Consider the following 24,541-nt stretch of genomic DNA (forward strand, 5'->3'; position numbering starts at 1 on the left):
AGCCATTCCTTTTTTTAGTGATTAACTTGCCTGTTTTTTATGACTTTCTTTCAATTTCTCTGCTTGTAAAAAGCGATTCGTTTCAGCGACAACAATACCACTTAATCCGATTAGACCAATTAAGTTTGGAATCGCCATAAGTCCATTTGCAATATCGGCAAATGTCCATACGACACCTAGCTTTAAATTAGCACCTATTGCAATCATAACGATAAAGATTGCTTTATAATATCGTACAGCACCTTGTCCGAATAAATAAGCTACACACTTCTCTCCGTAATACGACCAACCTAAAATAGTAGAGTAGGCGAATAATATAATGGCGATACCGAGAATCATACTACCAGCAGTACCGAATACGGATTGGAATGCTAATGTTGTAGCTTCAACACCAGTTTTACCTGATTTCCATGCGCCTGTAGTAATTAATACTAGCCCCGTAATTGTACATACAATAAATGTATCTAGAAAAGTACCAGTCATAGAAACTAAAGCTTGTTTTGCAGGTGAATCTGTTTTGGCAGCAGCCGCAGCAATAGGAGCACTCCCTAAACCAGCCTCGTTAGCAAATACACCACGTGCCATTCCTATTTGAATTGCAGATGCAACTGTTGCTCCGATAAAACCACCAGCGGCTGCAGTACCTTGAAATGCACCAGAAAAAATAAGTGAAAATGCTTCTGGAATTTGATCAAAGTGATAGAAAATAATAATAAGGCCAGCGATTATATAAAAGAATGCTTTAATAGGAACGATATATCCAGTAACTCTACCAATCTTTTTTACACCGCCCAAAATAACGATAGCGATTAAGAATGACATGAGTATACCAGTTAATGCAGGAGGGAAAGAAAAATTGATTCGCATTGCCTCTGCAACTGAATTAGATTGAACCATATTACCGATACCGAAAGAAGCAGCTGTGCCGAATATAGCGAATAAAACAGCCAGCCATTTTTTCCCTAAACCACGTTCTAAATAATACATTGGTCCACCGGAGTATTCACCATTTTCATTACTAACACGGTATTTCACCGCAAGGATTGCTTCGGCATACTTTGTTGCCATTCCAAATAAAGCAGTAATCCACATCCAAAAGATTGCGCCGGGTCCACCGATTGTCACAGCAGTTGCGACACCTGCTATATTTCCCATACCAATCGTTGCAGCCATAGCTGTCATCAGTGCTTGGAAGTGACTAATATCTCCAGAAGATGATGTATCCTCTGATTTTTTAAAAGCTAGCTTGTGAGCGTATATTAGTTTACTAAACTGTAAACCTTTTAAGCGCACTGTGAGAATGATACCAGTTCCAACGAGTAGCAACAAAGTTGGTAACCCCCACACATACTGATTAATTTGTTCTAATACTTTACTTACTGTCTCCATCTGTATTCTCCTTTTTTAGAAAAAATAAAAACCACTTCAAGGAAATGAAATGGTCTCTGGAGAAACAAGGGATAGAAAAATAAACCGATACAAATCGGCATTTTCTTTCGCTTGTCTCTGTCCTTTTACCTGAGAGATTATCCGCTAGATTAGCGGATTTGCTCCTTCGGTGCTCGTTTTCCTCCGCGCTATATTAAGCGAGAGGGAGTCTCTCCAGAGATTCGTCCCCATGCAGTTCTACTTGTAAACAAGACCTGAGAGTTTCAAAGTTGGTTCAGCAACTTTTTGCCCCGTCGGTAGATCAATAGACCTTCTCCTGAATGGTTCATCCGAATTATAAAATTAAAAACTTAAACGCATTGATTCTGTATAGAATCAATAAAAACATTATAGATATACAATTAGTGAAATGCAATCATTTTTTATTTTGAAATAGTAAATAAACTTATTTTTTTGGTATTCCTAATTTATCTTCTATTTTATGATCTCAGGAGAGATTACTTATTATATATTCGAAAAATGAATGGTGATAAAAGAGATAGGACGTAACAATGTAGGATTATTTATGTCTTACTTTCAAATTTTCAATTCTGAATTATTTGAATTATAATTGTTGTATGTGTGGAATAAACCAATATTTTATAGGGAAATGAGTTGATAAATTGCCAAGAATAAAAAAAATAGGGCGTTTTTGTCCTGTGGATGATGAAGGATTTATTATAAACGATGCACATTTTAATAAAATTCAGCCTGTGTTTTTGGAGGTAATACAAGAAATAAAGGATACTTGTTGTCAATTTTTGCGGGATGATTTGCACAGTGTTTATATAAGGGGTTCTATTCCAAGAGGGATTGGGATAGAAGGGGTTGCAGATGTAGATATGATTATATTAGTTCGAAAGAATCCTCAAGTAATTGACTTAAGCTGGAGAAAGGAGCTAGAAGTCCAAATTACAAAGCAGTTTAATTGTATATCAGGAGTGGAGTTAAGTTTTTATAGTGAAAAAGAAGTAATAAACTCAGAGGATTTTTCTTTTATAGGATTTATGATTCAGACACATAGTGTATGTATATTAGGTGAAGACGTAAAATTATATTTACCTAAATATAAAGTAAGTCAGGAGATAGTGTATGAACATCTCATTCATTTGCGGAAACAAATTGAACAAACACACGAAGAGTTAATTCATAATAAGGACGTAGATGATATAGAGGATTGTTGTCGTTGGATCATGAAGATTGTAGTCAGGGCAGGTCTAGCATTAACAATTGATAGAGAAGGGCTGTATTCCAGGGACTTATATCCAGCATATGAGTTATTTAGTAAGCATTTTCCCGAACAAGAAAAAAATATGAGGAAAGCACTACAATATGTAATTGAACCGATAAAAGATATAGAAGAAATCTTATCATTTTTAGATACGTTTGGTGATTGGTTGATAGAAAAAGCAGAGGATCCTTTGAAAAATATACAAATTTAATAAACTATAATTTCATTATGTAAACAGATTGTATTGAAGAATAGAAGAGAGGAGAGATATTGGGATTTTTACATTGTGGATGTATTCTCGCAAGGCAAGTATTCAGGTAATCAACTTGCGTTATTTATGGAAAATTAGGAATTTTATAGTTAGGGAATCAATGATCTTAATGTCCGTGATTTTGCAGATTATTATGGAATCACAGAGGATGTGGCAACAGGAAGCTCAAATGGATGTTTAGCGGCGTATCTTATAAAATATCGTTATTTTGGAACGGAAAAGATAAATATGCATGTTGGACAAGGGGATGAGATAAATCGCCATTCTCTAATACATATAGAAGCAGAGATGATTGAGAGTAAAATTAATGTTTGCGTTGGTGGAAAAATAGAAAGTATTGCAAGTGGGAAATGAACCGTATCATAAGGGGGATTAGAAATGCTATTAAAAACAATATTTTGCAAGGTGGAAGAAGAGAAAAGGGAATTGTTTTCTGATGCGCAAGAAAAATGGCGTGATTTACAGTGTTTAGACGGATTCTATGGACAATTTGGTGGGTGGAATGAAGGGGAAGCGTGTGTATATACTTTATGGGAAGATAGAAATGCATATCAATCATTCATGAATGATGCTCATGATACAATTTTTTTAAATAGTAATCAAGAAGGCACATATATTTCCTGTAATATTGAAATGTTTCAAACGTTGTATGATATAACAGAAACTCCTTTGAAAGACGTAACTGCACAAGGGTCATTTGTAAGAGTTGCAATTTGCGATGTGAAAGAAGGAAAAGAAAAGTATTTTTTACATACGCAAGAAACAATTTGGAATAAAGGAATGGAAAATGCAAAAGGAATGTTAGGTGGAGTTGTTGGGAAGTCTTTAAAGACTGAAAATCGTTACATAGTATTAACGTATTGGCAAGATGAAATAGCACACGAACTCTATATGAAAGAAATTTTCCCAGAGTTATATCAGTCAGCAAATGTAAATGAGTATGTTGAAAATATAAATGGGAAGAGAGTTATTCGGAAGGAAGAATGGTCTGTTGCCGCTTCTAAATAAAGTTAGAACTTATTAAAGTAGCTAGTTTCGAAAAATTCAATACAGAACATTAGTCCTTGTGCAATTACTTTGTATAAGAATAAGAGGGGAGATATTTAAATGAGTAGAGTTTTAAGATTTGAATTGCAAGTCCCAAACCCTGAAGAAGCTATTCAATTTTATACAAATAGTTTTGGATGGAAGTTTGAAAAAATGCCTGGGCCACATGACTATTGGTTCATAATTACAGGTGAGAGTGATAGACCTGGTATCGATGGTGGATTAATGAAATCACCTGATGGTGCTACTAGGACAACTAATTCGATTGAAGTACCTTCAGTTGATGAGTACATAAATAAAGTTATTGAAAATGGTGGACAAGTAGTTGTACCTAAAACTGCTATTCCTAATATGGGTTACTTTGCTTATTGTATAGATAATCAAGGGCTTCTTTTTGGAGTATGTGAAGAAAATAGTGAAGCGTAAAAAATTAGGGGAGTTCGAGACTATTTTGTTTGTTGAACGATGTTTTCTATCAAAGATTATAATTATTGAACACTTTTGTATAAAAACTAGTATTCGTTTAGTTGAAGAAGGATCCATTTTGATTATTTTCAAAAGGGTTCTTTTTTATTTTTCACATATTGTGAGTTATTTAGGCATGATTAATCAAACTTATATCGGTATATTATCTATGAAAAAAGTAAATAAATGATGTTATATTCAAGGGTTAATCTATTGACTGCTAAACAGTTTGAGGTGAAAAGGAAAAGAGGACCAATTATTTTCGTGTAAACATGTAATTAAGTGAAGACGTCATATACCCTTTCATGTTAATATATTTAAGTTATAATAGGAGGCTTACCCTTTTGTATTGTACGGTAGAAGCAGTGTGAGCTTGAAATTTTTTATGAAAAGGATGTGCCTAACTTGCGTATCAATAAATTTATTAGTGAAGCTGGAAAAGCGTCTCGACGTGGAGCAGATAAGTTAATTAACGAGAGAAAAGTAATTATTAACGGTAAGGTTGCAAAAATTGGTGACCAAGTAAATCCAGGTGATGACGTACGAGTAAATGGAGAGCAACTTCGTATTGCTCGAGACCATGTGTATATCGCTTTAAATAAACCAGTAGGTATTACATGTACAAGTGAAAAAGCAGTAAAAGGTAATATTATCGATTTAGTGAATCATCCTTTACGAATTAATCACATCGGACGTCTCGACAAAGACTCAGACGGTTTAATTTTGTTAACGAATGATGGCGATATCGTTAATGAGATTTTACGTGCTGAAAACAAACATGAGAAAGAATATATCGTTTCAGTAGATAAGCCGATTACACCGGAGTTTTTAGAAAAAATGGCAGCAGGTGTTAAAATTTTAGATACAAAAACACTTCCTTGTGAAGTAACACAGTTATCAAAATATGAGTTCCAAATTATTTTAACACAGGGGCTAAATCGTCAAATTCGCCGTATGTGTGAAGCTTTGGGTTATCAAGTATACACGTTAAAACGTACGAGAATTATGAATATTGAGTTGAATAATTTACCAGTCGGACAGTGGAGAGATTTATCGAAAAAAGAGAAAAAACGCCTATTTTCAGACTTAAATTACGAACCACAAGATTGGTAAAAAAGAGAAGGGGAGACCAAAAAATGTTTTTGGTTTCTTTTTTTTGAATAAAAAATATATTTTTAACACTTGTAAAAATAAAATGAATAGGATATATTAAATAACAATAAATGTAATTGTTACAAAAGCGAAGAAAAGGACACGAGTTATTTTAAACGGTTATACAGAGAAGGAAGGAAAGCTGAGAACTTCCTAACGCAGTAAAATAACTTACCACCTTAGAGCTGCACTGGGGAAATCAAGTATCTAGTGCCGTGTAAGCGACGTTATCGCAAAAGAAGCCATTATGTTTTTTGTGATGGGAATCTGGGTGGAACCACGAATATAAGCATATTCGTCCCTATTTACTAGGGATGAATATGCTTTTTTATATTTTATTTCATAATAAGCGAAGAAAAGGACACGAGTTATTTTAAACGGTTATACAGAAAAGGAAGAAAAGCTGAGAACCTCCTAACGCAGTAAAATAACTTACCACCTTAGAGCTGTACTGGGGAAATCAAGTATCTAGTGCCGTGTAAACGACGTTACCGTAAAAGAAGCCATTGTATATTTGCGATGGGAATCTGGGTGGAACCACGGGTAAAAGCACACTCGTCCCTATTTTAGGGATGAGTGTGCTTTTTATTATGAAATGGAGAGATGAAAAATGAAAGAACAGATGATCGAAATTAAATTTCCAGATGGTAGCGTTAAAGAATTTGTGAAAGGCATTACTTTAGAAGAAATTGCTGGGGCAATTAGTAGTAGCTTGAAAAAGAAAGCAGTCGCAGGAAAAGTTAATGATAAGTCTTTTGATTTACGACGAAACATTGAAGAAAGTGCGAAAGTTGAAATCATTACTATGGATTCAGATGAAGGGGTAAAAATTGCAAGACACTCTGCGGCACATATATTAGCGCAAGCTGTAAAAAGAATTTATGGTGATGTAAACCTTGGTGTAGGGCCAGTCATTGAAAATGGATTCTATTATGACATGGATCTTCAAAGTAGTGTAAACGTAGAAGATTTACCGAAAATAGAAAAAGAAATGAAAAATATTATAAATGAAAATGTAAAGATAGAGCGAGTTGAGGTTTCTCGAGAAGAAGCAAAAGAATTGTTTCAAGAAATGAATGATAGTTTGAAATTAGAGCTTTTAGAAGCAATTCCTAATGGGGAAAGTGTAACACTGTATAAACAAGGTGAATTTGTAGATTTATGTAGAGGACCACATTTGCCATCTACTGGTTATTTGAAAGCATTTCAATTAACTCATGTTTCTGGTGCATATTGGCGAGGCGATAGTAACAATCAAGTGCTTCAGCGTATATATGGTGTTGCTTTCTCTTCTCAACAAAAATTAGAAGAGTATTTACATTTTGTTGAGGAGGCCGCAAAGAGAAATCATCGGAAATTAGGTAGTGAACTTGAATTGTTTATGTTTTCGGAAGAGGCTCCGGGAATGCCCTTTTACTTGCCAAAAGGACAGATTATTCGCAATGAATTAGAAGCATTTTTAAGAGAAATTCAAAATGAGTACAATTATCAAGAAGTGCGTACTCCATTTATGATGAATCAAGAATTATGGGAGAAGTCAGGACACTGGGGACATTACAAAGACAATATGTATTTCTCAGAAGTAGATCATAAAAGTTTTGCGTTAAAACCGATGAATTGCCCAGGCCATATGCTTATGTTTAAAAATAAATTACATTCTTATCGTGAATTACCGATTCGTATGTGTGAGTTCGGTCAAGTGCATCGACATGAATTTAGTGGCGCTTTAAACGGATTATTAAGAGTTCGTACTTTCTGCCAAGATGATGCTCATTTATTTGTAACACCAGAACAAATTGAAGATGAAATCAAATCAGTGTTGGCGCAAATTGACTATGTGTATAAAACTTTTGGTTTCGAGTATGAAGTAGAGCTTTCTACTCGTCCAGAAGATTCAATGGGTGATGATAAATTATGGGAGCAAGCAGAATTGGCATTAGAAAATGTATTACAGTCATTAAATTATAAATATAGATTAAATGAAGGTGACGGTGCATTTTACGGTCCGAAAATTGATTTCCATATTAAAGATGCTTTAAATAGAAGTCATCAGTGCGGAACAGTCCAACTTGATTTCCAAATGCCAGAAAAATTTGATTTAAATTATATAGATGAAAATAATGAAAAAAGAAGACCGGTTGTAATCCACCGCGCTGTATTAGGATCTTTAGATCGCTTTTTAGCGATATTAATTGAACACTTTGGAGGCGCGTTCCCAGCGTGGGTGGCACCGGTTCAAGTGAAAGTAATTCCAGTTTCAAATGTAGTGCATGAAAAATATGCAAATAGGATTGCAGATAAATTAGCACAAGCCGGAATTCGTGTCGAACGAGATATACGAGATGAAAAGTTAGGATATAAAATTAGAGAAGCGCAAATGCAAAAAGTTCCGTATGTTCTTGTTATTGGAGATAAGGAGATGGAAAGCGAAGCTGTAAATGTACGGAAATATGGTGAAGAGAAGTCAGAAGTTGTTGAACTAAATGCGTTTGTGGGAAGTATGAAAGAGGAAATAAAAAATAGGAAATAGAGATTGATAATAAAACACACCATTAATATGTAATACTGAAGTTAAAGTAATTAAAGATATATTAAATAACAATAATAAACGAAGAGAAGGGATAGCTTAATTGCTATCCCTTCATCTTAATTTCACAATCTAATCCCATTGGTTGAAGAAATTTGTTATTTGTTTTTATTGAGTGTATTTGTCGCTTTTGTACTCCAAAATATCACCTGGTTGACAATCTAAAGTCTTACATATCGCTTCTAATGTTGAAAAACGAACCGCTTTTGCTTTCCCATTTTTCAGAATAGAAAGATTTGCCATCGTAATCCCGACCCTCTCCGAAAGCTCCGTTACGCTCATTTTTCGTTTTGCTAACATCACATCAATATTAATAATAATTGCCATATCCTCCACCTCAGACCGTTAAATCATTTTCTGATTTTATATTAATAGCTTCTTGTAAAAGCCTTTGGAGAACAGCAGCAAAAACGGCGATCACCATAGAGGCGAAAATGATGACCAATCCGATTGGTATGAAACTTGGAGGATCAATTTTTTTCGCCATGAGATAGTAGAGTGGCATACCTAGTAAGTACAAGGTACTGATCGTGATGGCGCAGTATTTTATATTCTTTAAAGCCTTTACCGATAATTCCGAGAACGCTTGGTTCTTATCAATATAGCTTAAAAGTTTAAAAGCTTGATACAGAGCAAAGTAAAAAGGTATCGCTGCCGCGTAAATATCGATTAAAACAAGATATTGCATATAAGCAATATCTGGATACAATTCTCCAGCAAAATTCCCGATCTTAGGCACCAAAAATATGCACAATGCAAAAACTGGGATTCCTATAAAAATAATAGCTAGCTTTAAAAAGAGTGTCGTAACTTGTTTCATAAAAAGCACCTCGCTTATGTAATAACAACATGATTTTATCATGAGATTTATTGTTTTGCAATAAAATTGTATTGTTTTTTAATGTGTTATTATTGTTATTGAATTATATTTTTAATTTTGATAAAAATAAAAAGCATTTCTCATTCCAAAGAAATGCTCTTATGAAGTGTTTGTTTTCTTTTTTACCTTACAAAAATGTAAGGTAAATGTAAGGGAAATCGAATGAACGAGTTTTAGAAAAGTGAGAATAGGAAGTAGGAAGTAGGAAATAGGTTCATGCTACTTATGTATTTCTTTCTGTTTGAAAAATTAAAAAAATATTAAGGATTTACATGAGAAAAAGATAAGGAATATGTGAGAAATTAATACTATACAAAAGGGATGGAGTGAAAGAGATGTCAACAAATGTAGTTACTGTAGAAAGTGTAGAAAAAACGTATGGGAAAAGAAATGAGAACCAGTCAAAAGCATTAAGGGGTGTTTCATTAAGTATTAAAGAAGGAGAGTTTGTAGGGATTATGGGTCCTTCTGGATCTGGTAAAACGACATTACTAAATGTGATTAGTACACTTGATCAAGCGACAGGTGGTAGTGTAACAATAGCTGGCACAAATATTACTTCTATGAAGGGGAATGCATTATCAGATTTTCGTTCTCAAAAATTAGGATTTATTTTTCAAGACTTTAATCTACTAGAAAATTTATCAATTTATGAAAATATCGCTTTACCACTTTCTTTGCAAGGTGTACCGTCAAGTGAGATTACTGGGAAGGTAAATGGAGTAGCAAAGAAATTAGGGATTACTGAAATTTTAACTAAATATCCAACTGCTGTTTCTGGTGGACAAAAACAAAGAACAGCGGCAGCACGAGCTTTAGTACATAATCCGGCAATCGTATTAGCAGATGAACCGACAGGAGCACTTGATAGTAAAAATGCAAAAAGTTTATTAGAAGCGATGCAAGATTTACATGAAAATCACAATGTAAGTATTTTGATGGTAACACACGATGCATTTAGTGCGAGCTATTGTGAACGTATTTTATTTATACAGGATGGACTTCTTTATAAAGAGTTAAAACGTCAAGGAACACGAGAAAATTTCTATCAAGATATTTTAGGTGTGCTTGCCCAAATGGGCTCAGCAACTGAGTCGAAGTAAGGGGGGCGAGACTATGTTATTCAAATTATCACGTCATAGTATGAAAAAAATGTTAAAGGATTATATGGTTTTACTTATTGGTCTAGTCATTAGTATTAGTATTTTTTACATGTTCCAAACGATGGCGATGAATAGTGAATTTACAAAAGATAATAGTCTCATTGGTAGTATTAGGCTCGTCTTTTGGGTTGGAGCAATATTGCTTTCTTTCATTACAGTTTTTTACATCATATATGCCAATTCTTTTTTACTTACATTAAGAAGAAAAGAACTCGGTATGTACATGATGCTTGGAGCGAAAAAGAAAAAAGTAGCGCAATTATTATTTATTGAGACTTTTGGTATGGGGATTGTCAGTATTATTATCGGTATTTTAGTAGGAATAGTACTCGCTAGTGTAGCAGGGAATTTTTTAATGAATGGAATGGAAATTTCAGCAAAAGGTAATTACGCATCTGTGTACACACCAGCTATATTAGTTACATCTATTTTCTTCTTAATATTATTTTTCATTACTGGTTTAATGAATAGTTTCCGATTATTACGTAAAACAGAATTAGAGTTAATACGTGAAGATGAAACGCAAGATGAGGTGAAGAAAAGTAAGACTCGCACTGTTATTATGACAGTACTAGGTGTATTGCTAGTAAGTACAGGATATTATTTTATGGTGAATATAAAAATGTTTGCTGAACTAGGATTTATAATAGCGACAATTGTTACGACAGTAGGAACGTATTTTATTTTTAGCTCGTTGCTCCCACTTTTTGTAATGAAAATTAAGGGAAATAAAAAACGAAATGAAACGGGATTAAATAGTTTTACTTATGCACAGTTACGTTTTCGAGTAACTAGTTTATCGAGGGTACTAGGCACTGTAGCGATGTTAATTGCATTAGGTGCAGGTGCAATGACAGCAGGTATGGCGTTTCAAAAGAATGTAGGTATTATGACAGACTTCTCACGTGTATATGATGTCGTAATTCATGATCCAAATGAACAAGATAAAGCAGCATTAAAAGAAATGGAAATTGTTGAAGAAAGCAAGTATAAGTATAAAGTAGATGGAGAAGCAGTTTATTACTTACGTAACGATTTAACTGCGAAACCGCCACTCATTTCTGATCATTTTGATACAAAAACTTTAAAAGAACCTGCTCGTAAACGTGTAGCTGAACCTTTAACTGAACCTGTCTATTCTGCTTTGGAAGCTCCCGAAGTAGCGAATAAGCTTCCTCGTATGCCAAAAGATTGGGAAGATGCGGTTGTAAGAGAAATACAAATTACACATAATCAATTTAACGGAAAACCTGTAAGAATTGCTGATGAAGAGCATTATAAAGGAATTCAAGGAACAGAACACACTGTGACATTAGCAAAAGTAGATGATATGAAAAAATATAAACCGTTATTGATCGAAATAGACAAGAGACAAAAAGAACAAATTGAAAAAACAACAGGTGCAAAAGTAGACTTATTTACGAAAATGACAACTTATCAGTTTATGAACAGTTTCATGAGTGGGACAATGTTTATGGGATTTTTCCTTGGAATTGCCTTTTTAGCAATGATGGCAAGTTCCCTTATGTTCAAAATATTAACGGGCGCTTCTCGTGATATACGCCGTTATGAAATGTTACGAAAAATCGGTGTGAGACGTAGTATGCTGACAAAAAGTATATATAAAGAAATCTCATATTTATTTATCTTTCCAGCAATTATTGGAATTTCCCACGTTTTAGTAGGGCTTAACTTATTCAGCTTCATATTAGTAGACCCGTTTGTAAAAGTGTGGATGCCAATAGGAATCTTCTTAGTAATTTATTTCATTTATTATTGGATTACTGTCCAACTTTATAAAGGTATGGTAATGCCGAAAGAGGAAGTAGTGAAATAAAACAGTTTAATGGAAAAGTCCTTGTATGAAAACAAGGGCTTTTTTAATAGTATGTTCTTTATAAAGAAGGAAAAGATTGGATAATGGTCGAAAAATATAATATGACTTCCGAGAAATGACGGAAATCGATATGTTTTGTCGAGAGAAAGGGTATCTCCTTACAAGGTATAGGTACTATACATGAATTTCATTTCTGAATATTCATTTAAACAGAAGGGGTAATAGTTATGTTCATTCGAATTGGTAAGTGGTGTGGGGTTACATGTTTACAATTATTTGCGGCGCTTATTTGTATTCTATTTTTAGGGGCACTACCGCGTCTATTTAAGGGATTACAAATTGATCTAATCGGTTTTTGGAACACAGTTGTGTTTCTTGGAGAGAAGTTACTTCAACCAGGTGAAATTACGTATGGATTTCGGAATTCAAGAAAGTTATTTCCACAAGTATGGATTCATTATATAGAGACAATGTTTGTATTTATTTCGGCATTTATACTATCTTTACTTATTGCGTATCTTATCGTTGTGTGGGTATTACAGCGCTCTCAATCAAAGCAACGTATGTGGAATGGGATTTTCGTCGCACTTGAAAGTATTCCGGACATTTTATTAATTTTATTATCTCAACTTCTAGTAGTAATAATCTTTCAAAAGACAGGTTTTATGCCAGTGAAATTTGCAGGACTTGGAGAGGAAAGGGCTCGCCTGTTACCAATAATATGCCTTACTTTACCTACAACATTATTATTTATTAAGTTACTACTATTACGTTTCAGAGAAGAATTAGAGAAAGATTATAGTATATTTGCTAAGAGTAAAGGGCTAAGTTTAAGACATATTTTGACGCACCATATTTCAAGAAATGTCCTGTTAACAACAGTCTATTATGCAAAAACGAATATTTTATTTATGTTATCAAACTTATATATTATTGAATGGCTGTTTAATACGTACGGTATGTTCGTTTTCGTGAAAGAAAATTCAAAATTAGAAATATTTACAGTGAGTTTAGTTTTATTATACGTACCGCTTTTTATACTATTTCGTTTATTACATACGCTTTTACAAAATGTTATAAAGGAGCGTGTGTAACATGTGGCAAGTTGTAAAAAGAGATGTGAGATTTTGGCTAGGTGTTACTTTTTTGAGTGTACTAATGATTGTTAGTATTGGAAATACGCTGTTTTTCGATGGGAATATTCGTGAACTAACGATGATGTATAACGAAAAAGGAGAATTAGAGGCTGCTCCGTTTTCACCGTCGAGTAAATTTTGGTTCGGAACTGATGAGAAAGGCCGTGACCTGTTCCAGTTAATAATAGAAGGAGCGAAATGGACAGTTGGTGCAAGTATCGTTATCGCAGTTTTACGTGTAGTAATTGGAGGAGCTATTGGTTTATTACTTGGTATGTACAGTAAACGCTCATTTCCAGTTATCTCATCTTTTTTTGATCCGTTTAGTATTGTACCAATGATTATGATTTCCTATTTTATGTTAAATGCAGTTTTAACGTTCGAAAGTGGAGAGGCTGCTGCTCCGTTTCATTTACGGGTTGCGTTTCAAATTATAGTTCTTGCGTGCCTTGCTGTACCGACTGTTATGTTGTATGTGGCGCAAGAAGTAAAACGTATTAAGAATGAAGAATTTATGTTGGCGGCCACTGTGCTCGGCGGAAGTAAGTGGCAGAGGTTGAAACGCCATGTATGGCCGCATATGTTACCATCATTTCTTTTATTAGTAGCCCAGCAATTTGTAAGTACTTTATTGCTCCTCTTGCATCTTGGTTTGTTGGAATTATTTTTTGGCGGAACAATAATTTTTGGCGGTATAGATGCAGATAGTGTCACAAAGGAATGGACTGGCCTAATTGGTCAAAACTTCCGTCACTTAACTACTCATACATGGATTGTACTTATTCCGATTGCTTTTTATAGTATGACAATTTTGTCAGGAAATCTTATTAGTAATAGTATGCAAGATGCGATTAAATTAGGAAATGTAAGAATGCCGAAGAGGAAGGATAAAGAAGTGAAAGTAGAGAAGCAAGTACAACCTACTATGAATGATTTTTCTTTCTATAAAGAGGTACAAAAATAAAGAAAGATAGCTGAAGACAAATTGTTTTCAGCTATCTTTTTTGTTTAAAGTGGTGGTAAATCAATCGTACCTTCTTCAAATAATTCTTTTATCATATGTTTCGTATAACCAGCTGCTTGACCAAATGTGATTTTTGCTGGCATTGGTGCTTCATTTACATCTACAACTACATCAATAATGCACGGTTTATTTTGTTTTACTGCATTTTCAAAGGCGGGAAGTAAGTCATCTAACTGTTCTACGCGGTATCCAATACCACCGCACGCCTCAGCATATTTTGCAAAATCAGGATTCGTTAAGTCTGTACCAAATTCAATATTTCCCATAACTTCTTGTTCGAATTTAATCATTGCGATTTTATTATTGTTTAATACAACGACAACAATTGGTAGTTTATATTTAACAGCTGTTACGAAGTCGTTCATTGTCATTCCAAACCCGCCGTCACCACAAACTGCAAACACTTGTTTATCTGGGAAAGCAATTTGTCCAGCAAGTGCACCAGGTAAACCACAGCCAAGTGTTGCAAGCCAACTAGAAATGATAAATTTCTGGTTTGTCATACGGAAGTGCCTTGCAGTCCATACTGTTACATTTCCGACATCGACTGAAAGAATTGCGTCATCTTCTGCTACTTTCTGCAATGCATGCATAACTCGTTGTGGTTTAATTGGAGTAGAAGAATCTTCTTCTTGAGTGTGTAATTTTTCTTCCCACTTTTTCATCATTTCTTGATGTTGCTCTAAGAAGGAATGGTCCTCGTGTTTTTCTACATTTTCAATTAACCATTTTAATGTTTTATCAGCATCACCAGCTAAGCCGATATCTGTCGTATAACGTTTCCCGATTTGTGCAGGGTCTGTATCAATATGAAGTGTTTTTGCTTTTTCGGGTAAGAAACCAGTGAACGGATAAGAAGTACCAACCATAATTAAAGTATCTGCATGCTTCATTGCTTCATAAGAAGGTTTCGTCCCGATTAATCCTAATCCACCGATACAAAGAGGGTGTTCATCAGGAACAATCCCTTTAGCTGGTAATGTAAGTACGATTGGAGCACCGATATGTTCTGCAAATGCAAGTAAAGAATCTCTCGCATGTTTAGCTCCTTTCCCGGCTAAAATAACAGGTTTTTTCGCTTCATTAAGTGCGAGTTTCGCTACAGCTAAATCTTCTTCTTGTGGAAATAAATCAGGCAATGTAAAAGAAGTGTTTGTAACACGGGCACCATTTTTTACTTCGAATTTCGGAACATCATCTGGAATAGTAAGAACCGATACACCTTTTTTCGTATAGGCCATTCGAATCGCTTGATTCACTACAGCAGGTAGTTGTTCTGCTGACATAATACGCTGGTTATAAACCGCAACGTCATCAAACATTCTTTCTAAGTTTACTTCTTGGAAAAAATCCGTTCCGAGTAAGTCGGTTTCTACTTGTCCTGAAATTGCTAATACAGGAGCTTGATCGAGTTTTGCATCGTATAAACCATTTAATAAATGAATAGCTCCAGGTCCTGCAATAGCCATACAAACACCAAGTTTTCCTGTTAATTTCGCATATGCCGCCGCTGCTAACGCGCCAGCTTCTTCATGGCGAACTTGAATAAATTTAATTTTATCTTGTTTTTTTCTTAAAGCTTCAATTATAGAATTAATGGAATCTCCAGGCATACCATATATGTGTTCTACGCCCCAATCAATTAAAAGATCTACTAATGCTTCACCGGCTGTTTTCCCAAACATAATCGTTCCTCCTTTTAATAGGTAGATACTATTATGTTTTGGAGAAAAAGGAAAAATATACAAATGATATAACTTATTTGTTTTAATGGTGTCCAGTGAAAAGAGTGAAGGCTGTTATTAGTAAAAATCCACTAATAGACCACGATAGAAACGGAAGGAAAGGTAGCTGTTTTTTTGCTTTCCAAAGCATTTCGTGAATTGTGACATAGCCAAGAGAACCAATTGCGCTTCCCATAATAAGTCCTTGTAAATGGAGAGCTTTCCCGTCCATCATAATGCCAAAAACAGTACCGGTCCCTAGGATAAGAGAAAGTAATAAAGTTGTTAATAAAAATGAAATGTATTTATGTTTTGTAAAGAGAAATGGAATAATTAAAGCTAACCCTTCTGGAATATGGTGAATGACAATCGCAAGTAAGAAAGGAATGGCAGAGTCATTATGATTTATAAACGCTGTTCCTAACGCAAATCCACTCGGCATATTATGAATGAATATAGCGAAAGAAAGAAAAAGGAAGGTTTGCCATGCTTGTTGATCTTTCTTATGTATAATCGGATGATGGCAATAGTTATCTAATAAGCTCATAACTAAAATACCGATAGCTATACCGAGCATAGGCCCAATTATTTCATAGCTTGAAAATGTTTCAGGAATAATTTCAAGTGATAAAAGCCCAAGCAAAATCCCACCACATAATGCGTATAAGCGATGCATCTTTTCTTCAATTAGTTGGCGTGTTGCTATTCCAACAGCACCTCCTAATAGTAATCCACCGAACGAAAAAAACGTAACGATTATAGGAATCCATAAACGTTCCATATCATCACACTCCAATTCTATCCCCTTGTTTTCAGCTTACTAATGGGGGAGGGAGATTAGTCCAAATTATTATGACTAATTATAGAGAAAAAACTGTAAATTCATTATAAATTATATATTAAAATGAAATGGGGAATGTAAGTGCAAACAAAATGGAACTTATCTGAATATGAAAATCCAAAACGATATGATATAGAAAATAAAAGTTTTTCAGATTTTCCGTTTTTACTATCATGGGCGCAAAAATTAAATATACAAAATGAATGGATTTTAGATAGTGCATGTGGAACAGGGAGAGTCACGGACGCGTTTATATAGAAATGCGTCCGATTGTTATATAGTAAGTTATTAGAAAAGATGATCAAACTGTATTTCACATTAACAATAGACTATGTGTCTTTGTTTTAATTGTAAGGAAGAATAAGAGGAGCTGCAGTGGAGTGCTATGGTGGGGACTGTGAAAATACAATTATAAAGAAAATGAAGGATAGCGTCATAATCAAATGTTGTTTACTGTGCCATTAGAGTTTTATATAATATACAAATAAATAAAACTGGATGGTTGCCAGTTTAGAGGGACATAAAAAAATGTCCTGGTATTTAGATAATGTTTATGAGTTAAATAAAGAAAAACGAATGTAATAAAAATTTACTATACTAACTTTATGGAGAGTAATGTTATGAAAGCAAAAAAAATACTTGAAACACTAGATAGGTACGCGGAGGAGTTTGATTTTCCAGTACTTGATAACTATAATTTTGACTTAGCACAATCCAGGATATCTGTTTTTCGAGAGGAAGGCAAGTGGCTCATTGTATTTGAGGTTGTGGGCGTTGATGCAAACCTTGAGATATCGAATAACTTCTATGTGTATAGTAATAGCATGAGACAGCAAGGATTCTTTTCATGTTTCGATTAAATCTTAACGCTTGTAAATGAAGAATATTGGTACGATGATGAAGATCATTTCCTTGTAGATCCTTTTCATATGGAGTTACTTTTGAAAGGAGAACGTATCACTTTAACACCAACTGTAGAAGAGTATAAGCGTTTAGGAATTGAAACAGATTCATTTCATCCTACCAAACTTATTCGTTTTTTAACTTCTAAATATAAGGAGAAATTCTGGGTAAATCCCTCGGACATATTAGATGAAACCAATGCAGAATTTAAACCAAAGCTATTTTATCAAACAGAAGAATGGGAACATCCTGATATAAGTGATGATCAAAAACCGAGTGAGAGCATATTCTTTCAAAGTTTAGCTAAAGCGATTGAATTAAATAATGTGAATTTGATAACTGTAGGGAAAGTAAATAATGATTGGACCAATTGGACATGGAGTGATTTTGAAAAACAAGAAGAGGATGACATTTAAATAAGAAACTGTTTTTCCCCACCTATGATACATTGAAGCATTTGTAATATTATTTTATCGGTAAAGCCATGTATGAACTTCGCTTTCACATCTAAATCATTTGAGTTGAACAATCGTATTAGTTAATATTAATATGTGTGTCAAAATATTTTAAAAAAAGATTGATAAATGTTTCTTCGCTTTATTTTTAATGTGAGAAGGAATGGAAATAATGAACAAAAAAATAATATAGTTAGTGGCAGCGAAGGAAATGTTATAGTGTTTGATGCACACATTAAGAGGTTTTATGTCACAGGAAAGAGAAGCTTTTTGTTTGAATTTCAGGGTATACAAAATGTAAACGTTGACTGGGATTTATTTCTCATGCTAACATATAGATAATTTAATCAAGGCGGTGGAAATGTATTGGACTCAGATGTTGACTCGGATAGGTGGCTAAATGACCTCGATTTTCTCAGAGTACCCCTCATCATTTTGAGAATGTAGATTTTATACAATCTCATGTCAATGTGTATGAAGTAGGTCTGGAAAGAGAAAATATATCAGGAGGTGAATCCTTTAGTTTCAAGGAAGCTAAGGGAATTAGTTGGACATATTTAATTTAATCATGGTAGTGGTTTTAATCGCATGTACTGCATTTTTCGTAGCAATTGAGTTTGCTATTGTAAAAGTAAGAGGATCAAAGATTGATCAATTTGTATTAGAAGGAAAGAAAGGTGCGCTGGCAGCTAAGAAAGTGACATCAAACTTGGATGAGTATTTGTCAGCTTGTCAATTAGGGATTACAGTTACAGCAATGGGACTCGGGGCACTAGGTGAACCAACGATTGAGAGACTTTTACATCCTTTATTTGATAAGTGGAACATCAATCCTTCCATTGCAGGTGTATTATCTTTAGGAATTGCTTTTACTATTATGACGTACTTACATGTTGTAGTTGGTGAATTAGCACCAAAAACATTCGCGATTCAAAAGGCTGAGAAGGTTACTTTATTACTTTCGGCTCCGCTTATCTGGTTCTACAAAATCATGTATCCGTTTATTCGCTTGTTAAATGGCTCTGCAAGGATGATAACAGGAATGTTCGGCTTAAAACCTGCATCAGAGCATGATGTAGCACATACAGAAGAAGAATTACGATTGATTCTTTCTGAAAGTTATGAACGTGGAGAAATTAATCAAGCTGAATACAAATATGTAAATAATATTTTTGAATTTGATAATCGTATTGCGAAAGAAATCATGGTCCCCCGTACAGAAATTATAGGGTTACATGTAGATAATTCTTTAGCAGACCATATGAAAATAATCCGTGATGAAAAGTATACACGTTACCCAGTATTTGGGGAAGATAAAGATGAAATCATTGGCATGGTGAATGTGAAAGACTTCTTTATTCGTTATATGAATAAGGAAATAAAAGAATTCAATTCTATTCAATCGTATACGCGTCCAGTAATTGAAGTAATTGAGACCATACCAATACATAATCTTTTACTACAAATGCAAAAGAAACGTATTCCGTTGGCTGTGTTATATGATGAATACGGCGGTACGGCTGGTATTGTAACCATTGAGGATATACTGGAAGAGATTGTAGGAGAAATACGTGATGAATACGATGAAGATGAGCGTCCGCCCATCCAGCAAATGAATGAAGGTCATGTTGTCGTAGAAGGTAAAGTATTAATTAGCGAATTAAATGATTTACTAGGATTACATATGAATGATAGTGATGTTGACACGATTGGTGGTTGGATTCTGATGCAGAATTATGATATCCAGGAAGGGCAAACAGTGAATAGCGAAGGATATGCATTTAAAATTCTTTCTAAAGACCCTCACCAAATCAAACGTGTTGAAATACAAAAAGAAATGTTGGAAGCAGCAACTGTATAGTTGCTGCTTTTATCCTTTTTGGCAAGAAGACTCCATCTGATTTGTGTTACGGGTGAAACCCAACAATTCAGGTGTAGATGAATTGCCGTCAGAAGGTAGGCTGAACTCTTTTGTTTCGTTCATAACAATTTTTTGAGGGCGAATATTTGTTTCTTTTTGTCTTACGATATAATCTGCCCTTAGATAAGGAGGGAATATATCGTAAGACAACGAAATTGGATAATAATAATCATTCGGTTACTTGCGCTAAAAGGAATTACGATGAAGACCATGTTCACATTTTGTTCCAAATATTGATTTGTTAAAAGTAACTAATGATTTTAATAAACCCTCTGAGAAAGGTGGTGAAAACAATGGCTAGAAAGAAAGCAGTGAAAGTATTACGTAAACAAAAGAAAAGAGAAAACATACAACGATTCACGCAGAAACAGAATATCGGACGAGCTTGCCTTACTGCGAAAGAATTTCGCTTACTGCAACGCATGTCACATAGTTCAAAAGCGTTGCGAAATGTTGGATTATACACAATTAAACAAAGTTACTTGAATAATAACAAGATGGCTACTGTAAAAGAAGTGGACACTGCCATGCAAGCCGATATGAATTACTGGGGCATTCAATCAAACTCTGTTCAAGCGATTCGTAGATCCTTATTTACAGAAGTAAAAAGCTTTTTTAAAGGATTGGAACAGTGGAAGAAAAAACCTGAAACCTTCGCAGGTCGTCCTAAGTTTCCGAATTATTCTGGTTCAACTGACAAACGAATTATTGAAATCTATCAAGTTCCAAAAGTGGATGATAACGGGTATTGGATGATTCCAATGAATGTTGCATTCAGGAAAAAATTCGGTTCCATTAAAATACGTATGCCTAAAAATGTAAGAAATAAAAAAATCTCCTACATTGAGATTGTACCGAAGCAAAAAGGTCGGTTCTTTGAGGTGCATTACACATATGAAATGCACGTTTCTCAAATGAAGAAACCATCCACGACTACTAGTAACGCTTTGAGTTGCGATTTAGGTGTAGATAGATTATTAAGTTGCGTAACAAATACAGGTGATGCATTTTTAATTGATGGAAAAAAACTAAAATCTATTAACCAGTACTTCAACAAAATGATACGTAATCTCCAACTGAAAAATGTGGAAAATGGACTTTCTAAACGAGTTGTAACGAACAAAATGGCTGCACTTTGGCATAAACGGGAACGACAAATAAATGGTTACATTTCACAAACTGTCGGCTTGTTGTTCAAAAAAGTGAAAGCATGTAACATAGATATGGTTGTCGTAGGGTATAACACTGGTTGGAAACAAAAATCTGATATGGGGAAAAAGAATAATCAAAAATTTGTTCAAATCCCATTTCATAAACTGATTGCAGCGATTGAGAATAAATGTATAAAAGCAGGTATACGATTTTTAAAACAAGAAGAAAGCTATACTTCAAAAGCTAGTTTTCTTGATAAAGATAAGATTCCAGTTTGGTCTAAGGAGGATAGGACTCATTATCGCTTTAGTGGCAAACGAATCACTCGTGGTCTGTATCAAAGTAAATCAGGAACATGTATTCACGCTGATATAAATGGTGCGTTGAATACATTGCAAAAATCAAGAGTTGTAGAATTGGATGACAATCTTAAAGTGAAAACGCCGATTCTATTAGAAGTGCAAAAACGTAAGGCTGTTGCTTCACGCATAGCTTAGTGGATGTGTCAACCATCCATGTGTACTCGACTTGTCGGGGCCTGTAGCACACGCCGGATTCATCTGAGTGGTGGCTTCTTCTATAAGGAAGAACTGCTCTTTTTCGAAAGGGTGGTGCAAGTGGGGAAACGATTATTCGTTTCTAGTACCAACCAAAAACATACTTGGGGTGTTACTGTGAGGTGGCATGAATGCTAGAGCGTCAACTGTCTAGTGATAGATGAAAAGACCTAGAGTTCTAACTCAAGCCCCCACTGAAACGCTTCATCTCAGTGGGGATAGTTGACTCAGCTGATAACATGGTAGCCCTCCTTATTAAATTCATTGATCAACTTTTTACCTGTTAACACATTACCGAAATAGGGCATGATTGGTTCCTTTGCATTCCAGGTTCAACACCCCTTCGATATTGTAAAATGTATCTCATTTATACAAATTGTAATATAATTTAAATGTAAATTCGTAGCGTAAAATAGATTAAAAGTAACAAATGTTGAGAAAGGATGCCCTTGTTGAAATTAGTATTTGTATTCCACTAGATAATAAAAAATGTAGAATGATTTCATTTCTGACATTGTTATTTACTAGTAATCAAAATACAAAATAAAGAATTTTCTCGGCTGGAAATTGTTACACAGTCATAAAATGGAGGCAATAGTTATGCAGCAAATTAAAAAAATAGGAAACGCATTTTGGTACATGACACCTGTTTCCGAGACTGATAGACCTATCTTAGGAATGGTAGTTGGAAAAGAAAAGAATTTGATGATAGATGCAGGTAATTCAGAAGCACATACACAATTGTTTTTAGAAATGCTAAAAGAGAAAAATATCTCAAATCCTGATTTTGTAGCATTAACGCATTGGCACTGGGATCATATTTTTGGATTGCCTGTATTACAAAATGCATTGTCTATCGCACATTTTGAAACAAAAAAAGAGATGAACACACTTGTTTCTTATGAGTGGTCGGATGAGGCATTGGACGCACGAGTGAAAGAAGGTAGATGTTAAGCTTGATGAGGTGTTATCTATGAGTGAGTGACCACTCTTTTAGTTATTCATTTAGGAAAATTATAGAGGTTACAATCTTGTGAGTCAATAACTATTCAGTTGAAACTTGTGAGGTAGGCAAGAAAGTTGAATTAGTAGATTTGTCTAGCTCGTATACGAACAAGTAACTAGAGAGATAGACTATGTAGTTAATCTGAGGAAGATAACTATGTAGTCGATCTCTTTTGCTTTGTCCTGAGAAGGTATAACTCACAGTTAAGCTCTTGAGTCAGGGTTCTCAAGTTTAGTACTAATTAGGGAGCTAGGTAGTCTACCTCGGGGGGATTTCTACACATGAATACACGAGGCAGGGATTACTAGGTGAAGCTGATAAGTTAAATACAAAAATAACGTGGTCAAGCACTTTTTGTAACGACCTCCACAGGTATGACTTTTGAGTTAATGTTCTCAAGTAATCTTTAAGAATAACAATTCAAGGGAAATATTGTTGGATTTTGTGAACGTGGAGGACGCTAAGTATTATTAGGTAATTATGGTAAATTATTGATATAATTAAATTAACAATACATTTTATGGAGGAACTCAATTTGAAGAAAACATTAATTGTTGGAGCATTATGCTTATCGCTCGCTTCCTTATCTGCTTGTGGCGATGGCAGTGAGAAATCATCAACTGTAGCGAACAAAAATGAGATTATTATACATATACCTAAAGAAAAATCTAGAAACCTAGAACGATTTGAAATATTTTCTCAAAATGTAAAAGATAAGAAAAATGATGAAATACAAATTAAAAATTATTTAACTGACGAGGAAGCAAAAGTACCAACTTTACAAACTGTAACTTATAAAGACGAAAAATTCACTTTTACTTACAAGTACAAATCTAACTATAGAAAAGATATATGTAATAAACTAGTTACTCCACAAGAAACGCATGGTCTAGTATATATGCTAAGAGATTGCGCACAGTCAGAAGATGGTATTATACTTCATAATACCGCGAAGGATGGTGAAGGAGTAAACTCCATAGAAAATAAATCTATTGAATTTATTGAAGTTGAGGGGGATAAGACCTACATATTCGTAAAGCAACTTGATGTTGAAGCATTCGTAAGTGCTATCACCCATATCGGGCATACACATTCAAATACATCTAGTACACACAAGCCAAATTTCAAAGTAAATGTTCACTTTTTAAGTGGAACAATTCAAACATACTATTTGTGGATTAACAAAGAGAAATCACAAGGAATAATTATGGATTCAGAACAAACAAACCAAGGACATGAAATCGATAAAATATTTGTAGATAACATCTTAAAAGCGTTAAATTAAAACGACATATCTTAATGCTCCTCGTTAAGATGCCGCCCTCACAGGTAATGCTCAGAGGTACGCTAAATAGGTAAACCCCCACCTCGATGTGCTCACTTTTCAGTACATCAACATAGGAACTATAAAGGGTATAAACTATAACTATTTAGCTCTACCTGAGAAGGTGAAATACTCTTAGGGTATACCCAGTTAGGTACTATTCGTGTTGTTCTACCTCATCAATACAAACAAAAAGAGGTAGAACCTTTATAGTCCTACCTCACTAGTTTTATTCATTGTTAACATACTCACAGTTATTCCTTCGAGTCTATCCTAAGATTACATAAAACGATAGATAAGTGTAATCATCTAACTAGGGAAGTAAACCTTGCTGTTAAGCCTTTTGGATGTTACATAAAGTTATTACACAAAAGATTACATAAAACCTTTACACTTAATGAGATCTAATGTTACATTAAAGGCACAATAAATGTAAG

The 24,541-nt window shown here is 34.4% G+C and carries 18 protein-coding genes, 4 pseudogenes, 1 riboswitch and 1 other annotated feature; of the genes and pseudogenes, 16 read left to right on the forward strand and 6 right to left on the reverse strand.

Annotated elements, in window-relative coordinates:
• Positions 1 to 21: 21 nt before the first annotated feature.
• Positions 22 to 1,389, reverse strand: a complete 1,368-nt coding sequence (locus MKY70_RS12055) for an alanine/glycine:cation symporter family protein (protein WP_002012784.1) — start codon at positions 1,387 to 1,389, stop codon at positions 22 to 24.
• A 107-nt stretch (positions 1,390 to 1,496) separates the two neighbouring features.
• Positions 1,497 to 1,616, reverse strand: a riboswitch (glycine riboswitch).
• 435 nt (positions 1,617 to 2,051) lie between these two features.
• Between MKY70_RS12055 and MKY70_RS12060 the strand changes: the two genes are divergently transcribed.
• From MKY70_RS12060 to thrS, 6 genes are all read left to right on the forward strand, one after another.
• Entirely contained in the window at positions 2,052 to 2,870 is an 819-nt protein-coding gene (locus tag MKY70_RS12060; protein WP_088032911.1) for a nucleotidyltransferase, read from the forward strand.
• Positions 2,871 to 3,026: 156 nt separating this feature from the next.
• Positions 3,027 to 3,284, forward strand: a complete 258-nt coding sequence (locus tag MKY70_RS12065) for a PhzF family phenazine biosynthesis protein (RefSeq protein ID WP_341026383.1) — start codon at positions 3,027 to 3,029, stop codon at positions 3,282 to 3,284.
• A 24-nt stretch (positions 3,285 to 3,308) separates the two neighbouring features.
• Entirely contained in the window at positions 3,309 to 3,938 is a 630-nt protein-coding gene (locus MKY70_RS12070; protein ID WP_088032915.1) for a YdbC family protein, read from the forward strand.
• A gap of 99 nt (positions 3,939 to 4,037) precedes the next feature.
• The gene (locus MKY70_RS12075) at positions 4,038 to 4,403 is read left to right on the forward strand and encodes a VOC family protein (RefSeq protein WP_002031902.1); all 366 of its coding nucleotides are present in this window, start codon (positions 4,038 to 4,040) and stop codon (positions 4,401 to 4,403) included.
• Between the two features lie 444 nt (positions 4,404 to 4,847).
• Positions 4,848 to 5,555 (forward strand): pseudouridine synthase, encoded by a 708-nt coding sequence (locus tag MKY70_RS12085; protein ID WP_002085707.1) that lies wholly within the window; start codon positions 4,848 to 4,850, stop codon positions 5,553 to 5,555.
• A 121-nt stretch (positions 5,556 to 5,676) separates the two neighbouring features.
• Positions 5,677 to 5,900, forward strand: a binding site (T-box leader).
• A 304-nt stretch (positions 5,901 to 6,204) separates the two neighbouring features.
• A complete protein-coding gene (gene thrS / locus MKY70_RS12090) occupies positions 6,205 to 8,124 on the forward strand; it encodes a threonine--tRNA ligase (protein WP_341024369.1) in 1,920 nt (639 codons plus the stop codon).
• 165 nt (positions 8,125 to 8,289) lie between these two features.
• On the opposite strand, the gene MKY70_RS12095 is transcribed toward thrS, so the two are convergent.
• Together MKY70_RS12095 and MKY70_RS12100 are read right to left on the reverse strand one after the other, a co-directional pair.
• Complete coding sequence (locus MKY70_RS12095; RefSeq protein WP_341024371.1) at positions 8,290 to 8,508, reverse strand: helix-turn-helix domain-containing protein; 219 nt, start codon at positions 8,506 to 8,508, stop codon at positions 8,290 to 8,292.
• Positions 8,509 to 8,518: 10 nt separating this feature from the next.
• The gene (locus MKY70_RS12100) at positions 8,519 to 9,001 is read right to left on the reverse strand and encodes a DUF2975 domain-containing protein (protein WP_341024373.1); all 483 of its coding nucleotides are present in this window, start codon (positions 8,999 to 9,001) and stop codon (positions 8,519 to 8,521) included.
• A 395-nt stretch (positions 9,002 to 9,396) separates the two neighbouring features.
• On the opposite strand from MKY70_RS12100, the gene MKY70_RS12105 reads away from it, so the two are divergent.
• The 4 genes from MKY70_RS12105 to MKY70_RS12120 all read left to right on the forward strand — a co-directional run bounded on the left by MKY70_RS12105 (position 9,397) and on the right by MKY70_RS12120 (position 14,161).
• Complete coding sequence (locus MKY70_RS12105) at positions 9,397 to 10,164, forward strand: ABC transporter ATP-binding protein (protein WP_140152381.1); 768 nt, start codon at positions 9,397 to 9,399, stop codon at positions 10,162 to 10,164.
• 13 nt (positions 10,165 to 10,177) lie between these two features.
• On the forward strand, positions 10,178 to 12,061 hold the full coding sequence (locus MKY70_RS12110) for an FtsX-like permease family protein (protein WP_088032925.1): 1,884 nt from the start codon (positions 10,178 to 10,180) through the stop codon (positions 12,059 to 12,061).
• A gap of 227 nt (positions 12,062 to 12,288) precedes the next feature.
• Entirely contained in the window at positions 12,289 to 13,155 is an 867-nt protein-coding gene (locus tag MKY70_RS12115) for an ABC transporter permease subunit (RefSeq protein ID WP_341024377.1), read from the forward strand.
• Position 13,156: 1 nt separating this feature from the next.
• Entirely contained in the window at positions 13,157 to 14,161 is a 1,005-nt protein-coding gene (locus MKY70_RS12120) for an ABC transporter permease (protein ID WP_341024379.1), read from the forward strand.
• A gap of 44 nt (positions 14,162 to 14,205) precedes the next feature.
• On the opposite strand, the gene MKY70_RS12125 is transcribed toward MKY70_RS12120, so the two are convergent.
• On the reverse strand, positions 14,206 to 15,906 hold the full coding sequence (locus MKY70_RS12125; RefSeq protein WP_341024381.1) for a pyruvate oxidase: 1,701 nt from the start codon (positions 15,904 to 15,906) through the stop codon (positions 14,206 to 14,208).
• An 82-nt stretch (positions 15,907 to 15,988) separates the two neighbouring features.
• Complete coding sequence (locus MKY70_RS12130; protein WP_341024382.1) at positions 15,989 to 16,726, reverse strand: ZIP family metal transporter; 738 nt, start codon at positions 16,724 to 16,726, stop codon at positions 15,989 to 15,991.
• A gap of 141 nt (positions 16,727 to 16,867) precedes the next feature.
• On the opposite strand from MKY70_RS12130, the pseudogene MKY70_RS30825 reads away from it, so the two are divergent.
• Positions 16,868 to 17,041 (forward strand): annotated as a pseudogene (locus MKY70_RS30825) (SAM-dependent methyltransferase); the annotation flags it as partial.
• 365 nt (positions 17,042 to 17,406) lie between these two features.
• Positions 17,407 to 18,105 (forward strand): annotated as a pseudogene (locus tag MKY70_RS30830) (DUF7003 family protein).
• Positions 18,106 to 18,116: 11 nt separating this feature from the next.
• On the opposite strand, the pseudogene MKY70_RS12150 reads toward MKY70_RS30830, so the two are convergent.
• Positions 18,117 to 18,218 (reverse strand): annotated as a pseudogene (locus tag MKY70_RS12150) (ArsR/SmtB family transcription factor); the annotation flags it as partial.
• A gap of 473 nt (positions 18,219 to 18,691) precedes the next feature.
• Here MKY70_RS12150 and MKY70_RS12155 point away from each other — a divergent pair.
• The 4 genes and pseudogenes from MKY70_RS12155 (at position 18,692) to MKY70_RS12170 (ending at position 24,065) form a co-directional block, all read left to right on the forward strand.
• Complete coding sequence (locus MKY70_RS12155; protein WP_033709060.1) at positions 18,692 to 20,005, forward strand: hemolysin family protein; 1,314 nt, start codon at positions 18,692 to 18,694, stop codon at positions 20,003 to 20,005.
• 353 nt (positions 20,006 to 20,358) lie between these two features.
• A complete protein-coding gene (locus MKY70_RS12160; protein ID WP_088032933.1) occupies positions 20,359 to 21,714 on the forward strand; it encodes an RNA-guided endonuclease TnpB family protein in 1,356 nt (451 codons plus the stop codon).
• Positions 21,715 to 22,359: 645 nt separating this feature from the next.
• Positions 22,360 to 22,719, forward strand: a pseudogene (locus MKY70_RS12165) (MBL fold metallo-hydrolase); the annotation flags it as partial.
• A 596-nt stretch (positions 22,720 to 23,315) separates the two neighbouring features.
• Positions 23,316 to 24,065 carry a DUF4362 domain-containing protein gene (locus MKY70_RS12170; RefSeq protein WP_098776311.1) on the forward strand — a complete coding sequence of 250 codons (750 nt, stop codon included), beginning with the start codon at positions 23,316 to 23,318 and terminating at the stop codon, positions 24,063 to 24,065.
• Positions 24,066 to 24,541 lie beyond the last annotated feature (476 nt).

The sequence above is a fragment of the Bacillus sp. FSL R9-9492 genome, assembly GCF_038007365.1.
Lineage (GTDB): Bacteria > Bacillota > Bacilli > Bacillales > Bacillaceae_G > Bacillus_A > Bacillus_A mycoides.